Source organism: Veillonella atypica KON (assembly GCF_002959915.1).
In the GTDB taxonomy this organism is placed as follows: Bacteria; Bacillota; Negativicutes; order Veillonellales; family Veillonellaceae; genus Veillonella; species Veillonella atypica.
The window spans coordinates 134,153-148,898 of the sequence record NZ_PPDE01000008.1 but is presented as its reverse complement, the minus strand read 5'-3'; the positions used below and the strand labels follow the sequence as shown (position 1 = coordinate 148,898).

Genomic DNA, 14,746 nt, shown 5'->3' with positions numbered 1-14,746 from the left:
ATTACATGCAAATTGTTATGTAATATACATAATCTATTGTCATTGTAACACAAAAACGCCGTCCCACAAGGGACGGCGTCATGTATACATAATCGTATACGTTTATGTAATTGTGTTTTACCACATACCAATTGCTTTCATCCAAATAGAACCTAATCCTACAAAGATGATTAAGTTGATTACGGATGAGAAGAAACCAAGTTTCCACCATGCATTTTGAGGAACATATCCAGTATTGAAGATAACTGGAGATGGGCCTGCAGCATAGTGAGTCAAAGACATACACATACCTCCTACATAGGAAAAAAATTAAACTTTGTATGAAAAAAGCTGTGCATCTAAAACTATGCACAGCTTTCATCGTCATATATATCCTATTCAGGCAAAGATACATCCTCTAAATTTGTTTTGTCGATAGACTCAATATCACCTTTATCGCAAAGGTTTGCGATGTTTGGATCAATTGGCAAACGATTCAACAATAAAAGACCGTATTTTTGGAGGATTTCTTCAATGTGGCTTTCACCAAAGATTTGGTAATCCTTACCGTTATCTGGGCAATGGAAGTACGAGTAGTTTTCCACTACACCAATAATAGGCACTTGCATTAAATCAGCCATCTTAACTGCTTTTTCAACAATCATGGATACCAAGTCTTGAGGAGATGTAACAATGATGATACCATCCAATTTCAAGGATTGGTATACAGTAATCGCTACGTCACCCGTTCCTGGTGGCATATCAACGAATAAATAATCGATGTCTTTCCAAATAACATCACTATAGAATTGTTTTACTACATTGCCCAAAATAGGACCTCGCCATAAAACAGGATCTGTATCATTTTCAAGCAACAAATTAACGGACATTACATCAATCCCATATTGCTTAGTTTTAACAGGATACATACCAACTTCGTCAGCGTAAGCCTTTTCTTTGATACCAAACATCTTAGGAATAGATGGACCAGTTATATCAGCATCAAGAATACCTACTTTATAACCTTTACGAGCCATCGTTAAGGCCATCAAGCTTGTAACGGAGGATTTACCTACACCACCCTTACCGGATACAACACCGATAACATGTTTAACGGAACTCAATTCATGCAATGGCGCCGTCATATCTTGAGGCTGTTGTGCACCACCGCAACCTGCGGATTTGGATGGACAACTATTGCAATCACTACTGCTGCTACCGCAACCCATAGTAAACACCTACTTTCTTCGAGGACTTCCCTCAACAATATATAGTTAGAAAATTATTATCTCATTGTAAATATCGTTCATTGTGAAAGCTCTTTCTACAACTAACACACATCATATATTTACAGTGTTATTGTATCATGGTAGTTTAATAATTTTCAATATACCTATACGCTTTAAACGACTAAATTATTCACCACAATAGTCCTTTGTAAGAGCACAGAGGATTTCCATCCCCTTCTCAATTTCTGGAATTGTTGGCACCGTATAGCTCAAACGGAATGCATGACCATTTTGTACACCATCCGCTGCAAAAGCACCACATTTAATAATGCCTACATTTTTATTCATGCACGCTTCAAAGAATTCATCACAATCAACAGTATCCGGCATTGTCATCCATGCGAACATACCACCTGTAGGTTGAGTCAAATGAACCTTGGAACTACCTTTTTCTTTAAAGACACGCATCATAGCATCACATTTAGATTTATATACCTTCCGTACATTTTCTAAATGTGCATCGTAATCGATATGGTCTAGTACGTGTGCTACAACCTTTTGTGTAACTAATGGCATTTGTCCCGCCGTATTATTTTTTAACGCTTGGATAGTGCCGATAACATCTTCTGGGCCCAACAAGAAACCAACACGCAATCCTGCCGATAATGTTTTAGAATACGATCCTGCGTAAAGAACACGGTTTTCCGTATCAAAGGATTTAAAGGTCGGTACATGTTCACCAGCAAAACGAATTTCACCATATGGGTCATCTTCATAGATAAACAAATCATATTTTGATGCTATGGCGTAAATCTCTTTGCGACGTTCTAGTGGCATGGTAATGCCTGTTGGGTTTTGGAAATTTGGAATTAAATAGATATATTTCCCCTTGCCTAATTGAGCCGCTTTTTCCAACGCACTTGGAATCATACCGAATTCATCAGTTTTGATGCCGACTGCCTTAGCCCCCATATTGCGTACAGAATTGATAGCACTTGTGAAAGTATAATCATCCATGTACACTTCATCGCCAGGTTCACACACAGTAATTGGCACCAAGCCCAATAATTGACCAGCCCCATTAGAAATAATCAAACCTTGACCCTCTAAATTCATATGGTGAACTTTTGATAAACGCTGTAAGGTCAATTCTGCTAATCGCGCATCCCCTTGCATCGGACCATATTGTAATAAACTCATAGGATTATCATGAACGATGAAATCAAAGGCATCTTCGATAACTTTCACAGGAATTGCCTCTGGTGCTGGATTACCAATACCAAAACTGATAAATCCAGGTACACCCACACCACGTTCAAATACTTCACGGATGAAATTAGGCCCTTTTAATATTACGCGTTCAGGAAGTGAAAAACTCATAGTATCGCCTCTTTTATTTTAATTACATAGAAATACATGTTTATTAAGCATTAGGATCATGTTCTCGTTCTGCATTACGTTTATTAATATATCGTTTATATACCTTCCATAGAATAAAATATACAATGGCTGCTACGACGACAATAATACCTAGACGCCCCATATTTTCTTGAAAATTTACAATATCTGTGCCAATAGCAACTTCAAGGGCTGTAGACGGAAATTTACCAATTAAATTTGCTAAAATATAGTCACGCGGTTTAATCTTACTGATAGCCCCTAGCGCAGTGATGACACCAGATGGAAAATAAGGTAATGATCTAGCAAATAACATGACCACAAAACCATTATTACCGGAAAAATCATCAACCTTCATCAATGTGGTACTCTTAGAAATTAGCTTATCCGCCGCATCTCGTAAGAAATAACGCATAATGTAAAAGCTGATGACTACCCCAATGGTTTCAGCGAGCCATGAAATAATAATGCCAGGCCACATGCCAAACACAAGGCCATTCGCTGTGGAAATAAAGATGGATGGCAAAAACCCTACAGCATTGACAAAAATATCAAGGAGCATGCTCACCACCATGGCCATAGGACCATAGCCTTGAATATACTCGGCAATTTCCTCCATAGAACCACTCGTTGCTAGATGCCACATAGTTGGGTAAAATGTAGGATCTACAATATTAATGATGATTAGTAGTACGACAAATAATACGCCTGCTATTACCTTCACCAAGCCTTCACCAGAAGGCGAAAATTTTCGTTCTTTCATAGTTACCTCGTTTAATAAAACTAGTACTATTATAGCACGGATTCTATAGAGTCTGTATAATTAAGTCTATTTTAGGAATAATAAATTTTATCATTACAAAATTAGCATATATACTCATAAGAGTTGTATAATACAAATATATTCTAGTTCATTACGAAAGAAGGTTTACTATGATACAAGTTGGTCAATCTGCGACAGCAACAGTTACAGTTACAGAATCTAATATTGCAAAAACAATGAAGTCTGGTTCTCTTGAGGTATTCGCTACTCCTGCTATGTGTGCACTTATGGAAGAAGCGGCACAAGCAGCGGTACAACCAGAATTAAATGATGGTGAAGGCACGGTAGGCATCTCCCTATCCATTAGCCATGATGCTCCTTCCCCAATGGGTGCTACAATTACAGCCACTGCTACAGTAACAGCTGTGGAAGGACGAAAAATCTCCTTTGCCATCGAAGCATCCGATGGTGTTGGAATTATTGGTAAAGGCACACATGAACGATTTGTCATTAACAACGAGAAATTTATGACTAAGGTCAGTGCACGAAAAACATCAAACTAAATCGATAGATCCAATCAAATAAATTCTATAAGCGCAAACATCCTCCACAATCTTCTGATTATGGAGGATGTTTTAATATTATATTATTGTATATTACTTAAAGATTAGCAAATCTTAACTACCCAACCTTCTGGAGCTTCGATTTCACCATGTTGGATACCAAGTAATGTATCATATAATTTTTTAGTTACAGGGCCCATATCATCCATGCCAGCTGGTACATTGATAGTGCCTTCTGGAGTATCGATTTGACCTACTGGAGAAATAACCGCTGCTGTACCGCATAGACCCATTTCAACAAAGTCTTTTAATTCATCTTTATAAACAGTGCGATGTTCTACTTTCATACCAAGATAATGTTCTGCTACATACATCAAGGAACGACGTGTAATGGATGGCAAGATACTATCAGATTTAGGTGTTACTAATTTGCCATCTTTAGTGATGAAGATAAAGTTTGCACCACCAGTTTCTTCTACATGTGTACGAGTAGCCGCATCAAGGTACATGTTTTCTGCATAACCTTTGTTATGAGCATCAGTGATAGCATATAAACTCATCGCATAGTTTAAACCAGCTTTAATATGGCCAGTACCATGAGGAGCTGCACGATCAAAATCAGTGATACGAATTTTGATTGGTTTAGCGCCACCTTTGAAGTAAGGTCCTACTGGTGTAGTAAATACGCGGAATTGATATTCATCTGCAGGTTTTACACCGATAACGGAGTTTGTACCCATCATGTATGGACGGATATAAAGGCTTGCACCATGACCATAAGGAGGAACAAAGTCTTTGTTTGCTTTTACAACTTCTTTTACAGCTTCAAGGAAGCGTCCTTCAGGTAATGTAGGCATTACAAGGCGTTCCGCAGATTGATTTAAACGCTCTGCATTAAGATCTGGACGGAAACATACAATGTGACCATCTTTAGTGTAGTATGCTTTTAAACCTTCGAATACAGTTTGTGCATATTGGAATACACCTGCACATTCATTAAGAACAACGTTAGCATCAGTAATTAATCCGCCTTCGTCCCATTTACCATCTTTATATGTAGTCAAATAACGGTAGTCGGTTTCTACATAACCAAAACCGAGATTATCCCAATCGATATTCTTGCTCATAACAATAACCTCCATGCTTATTAATATACTTATAATCTTAACACTATGAGCAAGTTATTTCAACATATTCTATAGAGGTCGGAAGTTTATCTATAATAAATTTAGTACGATTCAAATCATAAGGTACGTCGTAACGCGTATGATATGAAATAGATTCTACACGACCAGTACGAACCGCATTATCGGATCCAAACGGAACTTTTACAATATCTCCTTTATATATATCATTTCTATCAGTACGATAATAAAATTCCTGGTTTATCTTAAAAATATATACAGAACAATACGTATAAATTCTTCTATCAGATGTATGATTTGATTGTAAAAACTCTTGTAAAGATTTATCTCTTGTATGAGCATGTATAAAATTAATTAGATTTTTATACCAAGTTGGCACATACTGATTAGTTATATTTCCTATAAACAATGTATCCTCTTTATGCGCCCATTTAATACGTACTGTTACTATACCACCACGAGCAGGGTCTCTATCAAGGTCATGACTTTCACTAAGACTAAAGGAATCTAGACTATATAGCGTTTCGCCAATGTGAAAGTCAATATCTTGCTTCAATTGATGAATCATTTGATTATCTACATACTCGCTATGACTATGGCTAGAGTGACCAAATTGCTTACTATTACAATCAATGAAAATAGACGGATCATTCCAATTAAAATTCAATGTATTTACGTCACCATATTCTTGGTACATATTTTTTTGCACTTCAATATGAATCTCTTGAATTCTATCTTTTTCTCGATTTCCATCAAATAAAAGTAATATAGACATACCTAGAATTTGTCTGAATAGTATAGACATGGCCCTCAGGGTATTATCAAAAGGAAATTCATATATAAATTCCTGATCCTCGGTGTTGATGAGCTGCACTTGGACAGCACACTCATCCTCATCATATAGGTCAATATCATCGGAAAATCTACGCCCCATAAGCTCTAATAGATATTGTTTTTTAGATTCGTCAATTGAGTACTCCTTAGTAGTTAAGGATTCTATTTTACCCTCTACAGGTTTCGAGATATGCTCCCATTTAATGCCATAGGTAACACTTATGGTTTCCTTAATAGAAATATGTTGTATCTCTTCAATATAGTAATCTTTACGATTTAATTTCACTTCCTTTGGAACGCCATCTGGTAAATCACCATACCAGCTACCCGTACTTATAATGTCACAAGATACTACGGTACCTATAAATTTATCTGTCACATTTCTATGCATATACATAGGGACTCCTCCTTTTATTACTTTGTTTAAGTATAACAAACAGGATGTGACAAAAATGCCTCTATATAATTATTTCGTCAAAAATATTCTTTACATACCGATTTATATTATAATTAACTTACAATATATGTATCTCATCTCGTAAGGAGGTATCTCTCATGAAAAAATCTATGACGATTTTGATTTTGAAAATGCTACCATTACCACAACAGTAAATGGTGAAGTGCGTCAACAAGCTAAATTAGAACAAATGCTATTTAAACCAGATGCGATTATCGAATTTGTATCTCAGTATATTACACTACAGGAGGGTGACATTATCTTTACCGGTACACCTAGTGGTGTTGTACTTGGTAAAAATGAAAAACGATATGGTTGGTTAAAATCAGGAGATACCGTATCTATATCGATTAGTGGCATTGGTACCTTAGTAAATCAATTTAAATAGTCCCCCCTATATATACCAAAAGAGATTACCTATGATGTGTCTATCCATCATGAGTAATCTCTTTCTTCTTTTTCTATAAGTCTATTTAAATATGATTTTACAATCTAATATGTACTATTTATGTTTCGCTTCAAGATCTAGCAAATATTTCTTACGTTCAATACCACCTGCATATCCGGTCAATTTACCATTACTGCCAATTACACGATGACACGGAACAATGATAGATATAGGATTATGTCCTACAGCACCTCCTACAGCTTGAGCAGACATTTTATCTTTTCCTTGTTTTTCAGCAATCTTCTTACCTATTTCACCATAAGTTGTCGTTTCACCATAAGAGATAGTTTGTAATACAGACCATACAGACTTACGGAACTCTGTTCCTTCTAATTGTATTGGTGGAGTAATAAATGGTTTTTGACCTTTAAAATATTGATCTAGCCACATAATGGTCACTTCAAAAGGGCCTGTTAGTTGTTCAATATATTCTGCATCATCATAAGTAGGAGCATGGCTTTCATCTACAAAAAATAAATCTGTTAAATACGTTAATGTACCAAGCATAATCATAGTTCCTAATGGGCTTTCATAGGTGTATTTATAATTCATAGTACATTAACTCCTTTTTAAACTAACAAATCATTCATAACCTTTTGTATGTCATTATTAAATGATACAGTATTTTTATGAATTTCAAAAGGAGTATATTATTTATCCCAATAATTTGTTGTAGATGTCATAATCTATATCCTTAAACACATTAAATACCACTTGTATTTTACTATTTGTTTCTTTTAAATATGTTCGTACCGTATCTATGGCAATCTGTGCTGCTTCTTCATTAGGGAATCTAAACTCACCAGTAGAAATACAACAGAATGCAATGGAGTGTAAGTTAATGGCATTATCGATACATTTATGATTTGGAGCAAAACATCCTAATAATTGATTATTGGCTGCATTTACAATAGCGTCTACAGATAATCGAGTAATGTCTCCTTGCCACAGATAAATCTGAGTCTCTCGCTCTTCCATATCATTAATGGTTACGATGCCCTTTTCATGAGCCAATATATTTAAATATTCAGCCTCTATCTTCATCCATTCAAGAGGCATTCCACCAGCAGGGCGAATATTACATAAAGATCTAAAGAGAGTAAATTGCTCTTCTTCAATCACAGGGATCTCTATATGTTCGTTATGCTTCTCTTTGTATTCTGCTACTAAGCCTTCCACCAAATAGCGTAACCGTTTTTGCTGTGTCATATGTAACTCCTTTTAGTATAGACTATACGTTCATCTATTATGTAACAAAAAACTGCTAGCACATACATATGCATACGCTAGCAGTAACTTTACTGTTTATAATATATCAAAAGTTATGGTCTTACAAAATCTTGACCACCATGATTGACCAAGATATCCCCATCTAATACTTTTGTGGTAACGTTTTGTAGATTACCTTGAATTTGGCTCATCATGAAACGATATCCCGGACTATTTACATGTTTATTGAAAGCTGATTCATCGCTATAAATTTGAATTACATACCAGTGAGTTTTATTATTTCTTTCACGTAATACATAACCTGCCTTATAACCCGCATCATCACGAACGGCACGTTCAATATCTAATTGATATTGTTTTTGTACTGTATCAACTTCATTACCGTCTACTGTAAAATCTGTTAAGGTCACAACAGATTGACCGTCATTAATCAAAGATAACGCATTTGGTTTTTCAATCAATAACAAAGGCTGTACATCATACAATTTACGATTTGTCAGTTTAGAACCAACCTCGTTAATATAGTTTTGGAAATGCTCGGATTTGCGGTGTGTTTCTAAGGCAGCCGTATCTTTATATACCTCCACTACGTATGACTCAGATGGATTACCTTTTACATGAGCCACATTCATAGATAATGTATTAGATTCTTTCTCCATAGAGGTTGTTAAATTCTGAACACCTACAGTATTATACGCACCTTGTAATTCAGCAGGTACTTGGAAACGATACAAACCTACAATAGGAGCTGTATCGACTTGTTCTTGTTTATCAAATGTGAATGCTGCTAACGATGTGCTAACGCCTAATATGGCAATAGCAGAAGTTAGCAAAATTCGTTTTATCATTCTCTTATTCATTAGTGACTCCTTTACATATATCTTGATAATTTTTCAGCCCATAATCCAATACGTTTATAAGTTAAAAGTTCACATACTTTTGATGTAAAATGGCCAAATCTACGATAAAAGAAATTAAAGGTCAAATAGGCTGGTATCGTTCCGATAGTCTTAGGCATACGACGGAATATATTTCTTATGGAATATAACTCTTGATATATCCAAAGATATCCTTCTTCTAATTCCTCTTTAGACATACCAAGCGGCGTTACAACTACATGAGACGTATTGTATTTAGATAAATCATGATCAAAAATTCTATTCTGAGCTTCCATTCTCTTGTAAAATTCAGTCCCCGGATATGGAGTTACAATATGAGAGGTAATGGTATCAATTTTCTGGCTAATAATCCAATCTAATGTATTTTTAAATGTCTCTGGCGTATCTCCATCTAGACCAAATACAAAGCTAGCATTGACCATAATGCCACGCTTATGTAATTCGTTAATAAGTCTTTCAAACTCTTCACGATTGTTTTGCATTTTATGAACACTAGATAAAGACTGAGGACTGATACTTTCAAAACCAATAAATAAACTCTGACAACCAGTTTCTTTCATCAAATCCATTAATTCAGGGTATTGTCCTATTTTCATAGTAACCGCTGCATTCCAGTTTAATTTTAAAGGTTTAATACGCTCTAAAAACTGTTTAGTCCAAGAAATATTACCAATAAAATTATCATCAATAAACATAATATGCTTTGTGCCTAAACTTTTAATATCTGCTAACACATCATCTATATTACGATTTATATATTGATGAGTTCCAGAACTATTATAGCAAAAATCGCATTTATGAGGGCAACTGCGACTTGTAGAAACAACGTTATACCATAAATAATCGGTCTTATCTATCATGTCATATGCAGGCGCTACAATATCATTCCCAGAAGTTAAAGGCTTAGATACATATTCAGATTGTAATCTATTATGTTTCATGTCCTCTATAATTTGAGGCCATGTATTTTCTGCAAAACCAATACATAAGCTATCAAATGCATCCTTTGGCACAGAACTAGATGCAGTGGTAATATGTATACCACCAGCAATAACCTTAACACCTTTTTGTCTATATATAGATGCAATTTCAATAGCTCTAGGTAAAACATCTACAGTAACTGCTATGCCTACCAAGTCAGGCACATCATCAAAATCAATGGGTCTAATATTTTCATTTTCAATTGTAACTTCACAATCATGTCGAATAATATTAGCCACCGTCAACAAACCTAAATGAGGGGACATGCGTATTTTTAAATCTGTATCCATAGGACGTTTTAACATACGCGGTTGAATCAATTTAACTTTCATGTAAAACCTCTTATGTTACATCTATATTGTTATATATTCAATTATTGTACCATGCTCCTCTATAAGCTTAACAAGGTCTTTTCCTTGTAACCACACGATCGCATCATTTTGATTTGGATGGATACCAATGAGATTATCCTTATAATCCGCATCAATGTAGTAATGCACCTTACGCTCCTCATCGTGGAGTAAGCAGAATGGTGATACATGACCTGGTTTAATCTTCAAAATCTCCCATAACTCTTCTTCAGAACCAAAGGAAATCTTTTTAAGATTGTGTTCCTTACGGAATTGTTTTAAATCTACACGCTTTGAACCGCGTACAGTAATTAAATAGTAATGCTCTCGCTTATGGTCTCGGATAAATAAATTCTTCGCATCCCATTCTGGATATGGCAGTTCTACATCTGGTTTATCGTCCATACTAAATAGCGGTGCGTGATCCGTAACTTCAAAATCGATATGATGGTCACGCAAACAATCATATACGCCTTGTTTATCTAACATGTAATACCTCTAATACATATATTGTTAGTGAAAGTAGCACTTATATGCTATATCACTACATTTATTCTGGAACTTTATAGGTCCCATCAAATACAAATAATTCAGGATGTGCATGTACGAATGTGTCTTCATAGATTCCATCATATTCATATACTACATCATCTTTTTTATCAAGGAAATCGAACAGTTCATCCTCATTTTCCCAATCTTTTAAAATGTTCCATCGTTCTTCCCTATCAAATGGAACTGAGCCACCAAAATAATCGATGACAGATTGTAAATTATCCGCTAGTATATCCATCTTAAATAGTCGTAAACCTTCTAGAGCATCTTCCCATACAATACCGGTAGAGTTATAGAAGAATTGATGATGACCACCATTATTAACCTCTGCGAAGTACCAAGATATAGCATTAAGATAGCGTTGCTCTAAGGTGAAAGGTTTTGCGGATTCTATATAATCATCATAAGATCCATATATATTGATGGTCCAATACATGGGTTCATTAATGGTCCATACATCATCGGTAGCTTGTATCTCTTCAACAGTGATTGTCCGATGACGAGGTACACCTTTACGTTTCTTCTTTTTCTCTGCTACGTATTCATTATAAGCAGAACACAAGTCAGGATAATCAGATTCACATGTTTCAAAATCCATTTGCAAATAGCACATATCAATGACTTCAAAACAGTACGATTTTATATCATCTAGTTTCGCTTCTGTAGCTAAACGTACACCTTTATCTACTAATCTTAGCATCTGTTGCATAGTATTCGATGTGTACCCGTCACTATTATCCAAAACAAGGGCTCCATACGCATAGGCACAGCGATAATACCACACCGCATCACGATACTCTTCATCAATAGTTTCTAATACCTTAATAGCCTCTTTTTCATTGCTATTATTGTTATAAGCTCTACCAAGCTCACCTAATAGAGGTACGGATAAATTTTCCATGCCCATATCAGTTAATATATTAATAATAGTTTCTACATTCCCAGAATTATTAAGCTCTTTAATGGTTTGTAATTGCTCCGCATCAGAAAATGCTTTAAATTGTTCAACCGTTAATGCCATTATGTCACATCCTATCATATTTCATATATAGTCTTAAAATAAACATTATCTAGAAGCTAGCTACCACAAACAATATAGAATACAGGTATACCGTCTTCGTTATCTATGAGGCCATACCCTTCACATTCATGGCCTTCGTATTCAATACCTTCAAAGAATACATGATCGCCCAATTCTTTATTGGCCATCAAATTGTGCAATTTAAAGAGTAATTCTTCTCTAGTAAAATATGTGCCATTATCCGCCACAAGATGAGCCATAATTTCTACCTGCCACATGCCATCTTCTTTATCTTCTTCCAGTAATTCTTCGTCGGTAACACGTTCATTATCAAAAAGTTGGTCTTCACTTTCAATCCAAGCTTCATAGGTTACTAGAATTTCAGGTTCTTCTAATCTATCATCGTCATCTGCTTGATTATCATCTACATATTTCTTTACATTTTCATTGTATTCTTTGGAAAATGCTTCTCTGCTATATGTTTGCTTATTAAATACCCAATGTGCTACATCATATGTAGGATAGTTATCTTCTTCGTATTCATTATCGTCTTCAATATGGTTATCTTCTATAGTCTCTTTATTATTTTTATTATCAAAGAGATTCTTAATGGTTTCAAATATCACAGGATAATCCTCCTTGTACTCTTTTGGCTTGATTTGAGTTAATAGGTATTTTACAACTTCACAGCACCAACCAAGTTGTTTATCTAAATGGGCTGCTTTCGTCATTTTTATGCCCGTCTCTATTAACTGTAATGCTTTTTGTACATGTTCAGAATCATAGCTTTCACCACACCCTAAAGATGCATGAGCATAGCCACAACGATAGTACCAAGACCAATCGCGATGTGCCTCATCTATACGATTAAATAAATCGATAGCCTCTGCTGCGAGGCCATTATTGTTATACATACGTCCTAAGGCACTTAACAATATAGGCGACAAATTATCAATGCCTATGTTAGTTAATAACTCCATCGCACGCTTGAAATCGATGCCCTCTTGTTCATTAAGGAGCTTAACCTTTTCTGTATCACTTAATTCTTGAAACTCTGCATCCGTAATTTCTTCTATACTGAAATATAAGTTCTTAATAAAGTCACCAAAATTATCTGCTAACGGCGTAATTGAGTAATCACATTCTTGATCTACACGTACAACCTTAGGCTCACCGGTAGGACCACACTCACGATAATCGAGGAAAATCATGTCGTGACCGCCGGAAATTGTATCGGCTACAACGATACCGATAGGGGGATATTTTACTTTTGAAATCCAAAATTCATTACCCATCTCACCTAAAAGAGAGTATTTTTTATCTCTATCGATGCCATATATTCCTGTTATATATACACAATCGTCATCATCGTTAATAAAACAATTCTTATTTACTACACCACCATTATGGTTTTTAAGTAGTTCAATATATGCTGCAGGCAATGTATAGCCTAGTTCAGCTTCAGCATTCTTAATATCCTCATCGTTAACAGGTTTACCGATATAGGACTCAAATGCATAATCGGTGTCTTTCCAAAATCCAGTCCAATTGAAATCTTTTAGATGACTCATAATACTCTCTCCTATTTTAAACCGATACAATCTAAATTTTTAAATACTCCTTCATAGAATATGTTTTGATTAAAGCTTTCACCTCGCGTCGTATCAATATAGTATCTACAATATAGGCAATAATTATATAAGGAAATGAATTTATAATCGCTAGGGGCATTAATATGACTGCTGCCCGCAATAGATCTAAAGAATAGGCATACCACGTAATATCTATGGTATTTAAAATGGGTATAACATTGTATATTACCCGTATTTCCCATTGCATTAACGGGTTTAATTCCTCACTGGTTCCTGCTATCCAAGCGAAAGTGACTCCAAAAATCAAGAAATATAATATACCAATAGGAATTAATATTTTTGCTCTCTTTTTTAATAGATTGCGATAAATTTCATCTTCTTCCTCTGGTGCTATATCATATAACATATTACATTGAATCTGAATCCGTCTAAATCGATAGCGAATATACTTATACAAAAGGTTATTCGGTGTATATAACATAATAGACTCCGCATGCTATTGGTAGTAACTAAATCATTAGAGAATATATTATCCATCTATGGCAAAGTAATGTAAATCTTTGAATTCATCATCCCAAAACGTAAAGGAAAAGATGTGTGTATCATCAAAGGTTTGCTCACAATAGGTCACAGCATCTCGCTCTGGCTCAATAATAGGCATACCTATCCGTGTTTTCACTTCATCAATAGTGACATCGCCATACCAATCTAGAATTTCGTTATGAATGAAAGTAACAATGGAATCTATATTCTTATGATAATTAGTAGCTAATAATTTAGCAGTATCTACATTAGCATCTGTTGGCTTCTCATCCCAACAAAATTGTATGCCTTCATAGGACCAGGTATATTGCTTTAACCGTTCATCATATTTTACATCATTAGTCATTTTCGGAACCCTTTACATAACTTTCCATCTTAGGTCTTAAATCTAACACGATGTCCCAATCATCTAATGTTGGAACCTTATGATGTGCAATAAAGTCTTCTATGATCTGTAACACCTCTTGGTGGCCTAGTTCATTTTTACCATATATGATGGCGCCTCGGTCACCATCATTAGTTACACTAAGCTCTATATGTAATAAATCGGTATCTCGATCACTACAAACCTGTACAAAGCTATATAGTTTATTATCTATGGAGATTGCCTTTGATGGAGAAATAACTACAAAGTCTTGCTCTTGGTCCTCAATAGCATACAGATTTTGTTCAACTTCATTCAGTGTAATACCTTCATATTTATAGGTGCCTACATCAATGGACCAATCCGTATATGTTTTCTCAAATGTATCTGTCATATGT

The 14,746-nt window shown here is 35.2% G+C and carries 16 protein-coding genes and 2 pseudogenes; 2 read left to right on the top strand and 16 right to left on the bottom strand.

Features of this window, described 5'->3' with window-relative positions; genetic code table 11:
* Positions 1 to 117 precede the first annotated feature (117 nt).
* The 4 genes and pseudogenes from VAHSUH02_RS04625 to VAHSUH02_RS04610 form a co-directional block, all read right to left on the bottom strand.
* A pseudogene (locus VAHSUH02_RS04625) lies at positions 118 to 288 on the bottom strand (anion permease); the annotation flags it as partial.
* A gap of 86 nt (positions 289 to 374) precedes the next feature.
* Entirely contained in the window at positions 375 to 1,208 is an 834-nt protein-coding gene (locus VAHSUH02_RS04620; RefSeq protein WP_005383883.1) for an Mrp/NBP35 family ATP-binding protein, read from the bottom strand.
* A gap of 186 nt (positions 1,209 to 1,394) precedes the next feature.
* Positions 1,395 to 2,588 (bottom strand): aminotransferase-like domain-containing protein, encoded by a 1,194-nt coding sequence (locus VAHSUH02_RS04615; protein ID WP_005383884.1) that lies wholly within the window; start codon positions 2,586 to 2,588, stop codon positions 1,395 to 1,397.
* A 43-nt stretch (positions 2,589 to 2,631) separates the two neighbouring features.
* On the bottom strand, positions 2,632 to 3,369 hold the full coding sequence (locus VAHSUH02_RS04610) for a TVP38/TMEM64 family protein (RefSeq protein ID WP_005383885.1): 738 nt from the start codon (positions 3,367 to 3,369) through the stop codon (positions 2,632 to 2,634).
* Between the two features lie 170 nt (positions 3,370 to 3,539).
* On the opposite strand from VAHSUH02_RS04610, the gene VAHSUH02_RS04605 reads away from it, so the two are divergent.
* Positions 3,540 to 3,932: a thioesterase family protein gene (locus VAHSUH02_RS04605; protein WP_005383886.1), complete on the top strand. Its 393-nt coding sequence runs from the start codon at positions 3,540 to 3,542 to the stop codon at positions 3,930 to 3,932.
* 104 nt (positions 3,933 to 4,036) lie between these two features.
* Here the strand turns inward: VAHSUH02_RS04605 and VAHSUH02_RS04600 are convergent, their stop codons facing one another.
* Together VAHSUH02_RS04600 and VAHSUH02_RS04595 are read right to left on the bottom strand one after the other, a co-directional pair.
* A complete protein-coding gene (locus VAHSUH02_RS04600) occupies positions 4,037 to 5,059 on the bottom strand; it encodes a branched-chain amino acid aminotransferase (RefSeq protein ID WP_038148914.1) in 1,023 nt (340 codons plus the stop codon).
* A 43-nt stretch (positions 5,060 to 5,102) separates the two neighbouring features.
* A complete protein-coding gene (locus tag VAHSUH02_RS04595) occupies positions 5,103 to 6,308 on the bottom strand; it encodes a hypothetical protein (RefSeq protein WP_005383888.1) in 1,206 nt (401 codons plus the stop codon).
* 172 nt (positions 6,309 to 6,480) lie between these two features.
* Between VAHSUH02_RS04595 and VAHSUH02_RS04590 the strand changes: the two are divergent.
* Positions 6,481 to 6,756 (top strand): annotated as a pseudogene (locus VAHSUH02_RS04590) (fumarylacetoacetate hydrolase family protein); the annotation flags it as partial.
* 114 nt (positions 6,757 to 6,870) lie between these two features.
* Here VAHSUH02_RS04590 and VAHSUH02_RS04585 read toward each other — a convergent pair.
* The 10 genes from VAHSUH02_RS04585 to VAHSUH02_RS04540 form a co-directional block, all read right to left on the bottom strand.
* On the bottom strand, positions 6,871 to 7,368 hold the full coding sequence (locus VAHSUH02_RS04585) for a methylated-DNA--[protein]-cysteine S-methyltransferase (RefSeq protein ID WP_005383892.1): 498 nt from the start codon (positions 7,366 to 7,368) through the stop codon (positions 6,871 to 6,873).
* Between the two features lie 102 nt (positions 7,369 to 7,470).
* On the bottom strand, positions 7,471 to 8,025 hold the full coding sequence (locus VAHSUH02_RS04580) for a macro domain-containing protein (RefSeq protein WP_005383894.1): 555 nt from the start codon (positions 8,023 to 8,025) through the stop codon (positions 7,471 to 7,473).
* A 113-nt stretch (positions 8,026 to 8,138) separates the two neighbouring features.
* Positions 8,139 to 8,906 (bottom strand): antibiotic biosynthesis monooxygenase, encoded by a 768-nt coding sequence (locus VAHSUH02_RS04575; RefSeq protein WP_005383896.1) that lies wholly within the window; start codon positions 8,904 to 8,906, stop codon positions 8,139 to 8,141.
* Positions 8,907 to 8,917: 11 nt separating this feature from the next.
* Complete coding sequence (locus tag VAHSUH02_RS04570; RefSeq protein ID WP_005383897.1) at positions 8,918 to 10,258, bottom strand: B12-binding domain-containing radical SAM protein; 1,341 nt, start codon at positions 10,256 to 10,258, stop codon at positions 8,918 to 8,920.
* 21 nt (positions 10,259 to 10,279) lie between these two features.
* On the bottom strand, positions 10,280 to 10,765 hold the full coding sequence (locus VAHSUH02_RS04565) for a prolyl-tRNA synthetase associated domain-containing protein (protein WP_005383898.1): 486 nt from the start codon (positions 10,763 to 10,765) through the stop codon (positions 10,280 to 10,282).
* Between the two features lie 61 nt (positions 10,766 to 10,826).
* Positions 10,827 to 11,849: a DMP19 family protein gene (locus VAHSUH02_RS04560; protein ID WP_038148916.1), complete on the bottom strand. Its 1,023-nt coding sequence runs from the start codon at positions 11,847 to 11,849 to the stop codon at positions 10,827 to 10,829.
* Positions 11,850 to 11,905: 56 nt separating this feature from the next.
* Positions 11,906 to 13,420: an SMI1/KNR4 family protein gene (locus VAHSUH02_RS04555; RefSeq protein ID WP_005383900.1), complete on the bottom strand. Its 1,515-nt coding sequence runs from the start codon at positions 13,418 to 13,420 to the stop codon at positions 11,906 to 11,908.
* 31 nt (positions 13,421 to 13,451) lie between these two features.
* Positions 13,452 to 13,922, bottom strand: coding sequence for a hypothetical protein (locus VAHSUH02_RS04550; RefSeq protein ID WP_038148921.1), 471 nt, complete (start codon positions 13,920 to 13,922; stop codon positions 13,452 to 13,454).
* A gap of 48 nt (positions 13,923 to 13,970) precedes the next feature.
* Positions 13,971 to 14,330, bottom strand: coding sequence for a hypothetical protein (locus VAHSUH02_RS04545; protein ID WP_005383904.1), 360 nt, complete (start codon positions 14,328 to 14,330; stop codon positions 13,971 to 13,973).
* The gene (locus tag VAHSUH02_RS04540) at positions 14,323 to 14,742 is read right to left on the bottom strand and encodes a hypothetical protein (RefSeq protein WP_038148924.1); all 420 of its coding nucleotides are present in this window, start codon (positions 14,740 to 14,742) and stop codon (positions 14,323 to 14,325) included. The genes VAHSUH02_RS04545 and VAHSUH02_RS04540 overlap by 8 nt, the downstream gene beginning before the upstream one ends.
* Between the last annotated feature and the right edge of the window lie 4 nt (positions 14,743 to 14,746).

What these genes read in the sequence shown, in the direction of transcription:
- VAHSUH02_RS04550 (WP_038148921.1), bottom strand. Translation starts at nt 13,922, where the DNA reads ATGTTATATACACCGAATAACCTTTTGTATAAGTATATTCGCTATCGA.
- VAHSUH02_RS04620 (WP_005383883.1), bottom strand. Translation starts at nt 1,208, where the DNA reads ATGGGTTGCGGTAGCAGCAGTAGTGATTGCAATAGTTGTCCATCCAAA.
- VAHSUH02_RS04585 (WP_005383892.1), bottom strand. Translation starts at nt 7,368, where the DNA reads ATGAATTATAAATACACCTATGAAAGCCCATTAGGAACTATGATTATG.
- VAHSUH02_RS04600 (WP_038148914.1), bottom strand. Translation starts at nt 5,059, where the DNA reads ATGAGCAAGAATATCGATTGGGATAATCTCGGTTTTGGTTATGTAGAA.
- VAHSUH02_RS04565 (WP_005383898.1), bottom strand. Translation starts at nt 10,765, where the DNA reads ATGTTAGATAAACAAGGCGTATATGATTGTTTGCGTGACCATCATATC.
- VAHSUH02_RS04615 (WP_005383884.1), bottom strand. Translation starts at nt 2,588, where the DNA reads ATGAGTTTTTCACTTCCTGAACGCGTAATATTAAAAGGGCCTAATTTC.
- VAHSUH02_RS04595 (WP_005383888.1), bottom strand. Translation starts at nt 6,308, where the DNA reads ATGTATATGCATAGAAATGTGACAGATAAATTTATAGGTACCGTAGTA.
- VAHSUH02_RS04580 (WP_005383894.1), bottom strand. Translation starts at nt 8,025, where the DNA reads ATGACACAGCAAAAACGGTTACGCTATTTGGTGGAAGGCTTAGTAGCA.
- VAHSUH02_RS04605 (WP_005383886.1), top strand. Translation starts at nt 3,540, where the DNA reads ATGATACAAGTTGGTCAATCTGCGACAGCAACAGTTACAGTTACAGAA.
- VAHSUH02_RS04555 (WP_005383900.1), bottom strand. Translation starts at nt 13,420, where the DNA reads ATGAGTCATCTAAAAGATTTCAATTGGACTGGATTTTGGAAAGACACC.
- VAHSUH02_RS04575 (WP_005383896.1), bottom strand. Translation starts at nt 8,906, where the DNA reads ATGAATAAGAGAATGATAAAACGAATTTTGCTAACTTCTGCTATTGCC.
- VAHSUH02_RS04545 (WP_005383904.1), bottom strand. Translation starts at nt 14,330, where the DNA reads ATGACTAATGATGTAAAATATGATGAACGGTTAAAGCAATATACCTGG.
- VAHSUH02_RS04540 (WP_038148924.1), bottom strand. Translation starts at nt 14,742, where the DNA reads ATGACAGATACATTTGAGAAAACATATACGGATTGGTCCATTGATGTA.
- VAHSUH02_RS04560 (WP_038148916.1), bottom strand. Translation starts at nt 11,849, where the DNA reads ATGGCATTAACGGTTGAACAATTTAAAGCATTTTCTGATGCGGAGCAA.
- VAHSUH02_RS04610 (WP_005383885.1), bottom strand. Translation starts at nt 3,369, where the DNA reads ATGAAAGAACGAAAATTTTCGCCTTCTGGTGAAGGCTTGGTGAAGGTA.
- VAHSUH02_RS04570 (WP_005383897.1), bottom strand. Translation starts at nt 10,258, where the DNA reads ATGAAAGTTAAATTGATTCAACCGCGTATGTTAAAACGTCCTATGGAT.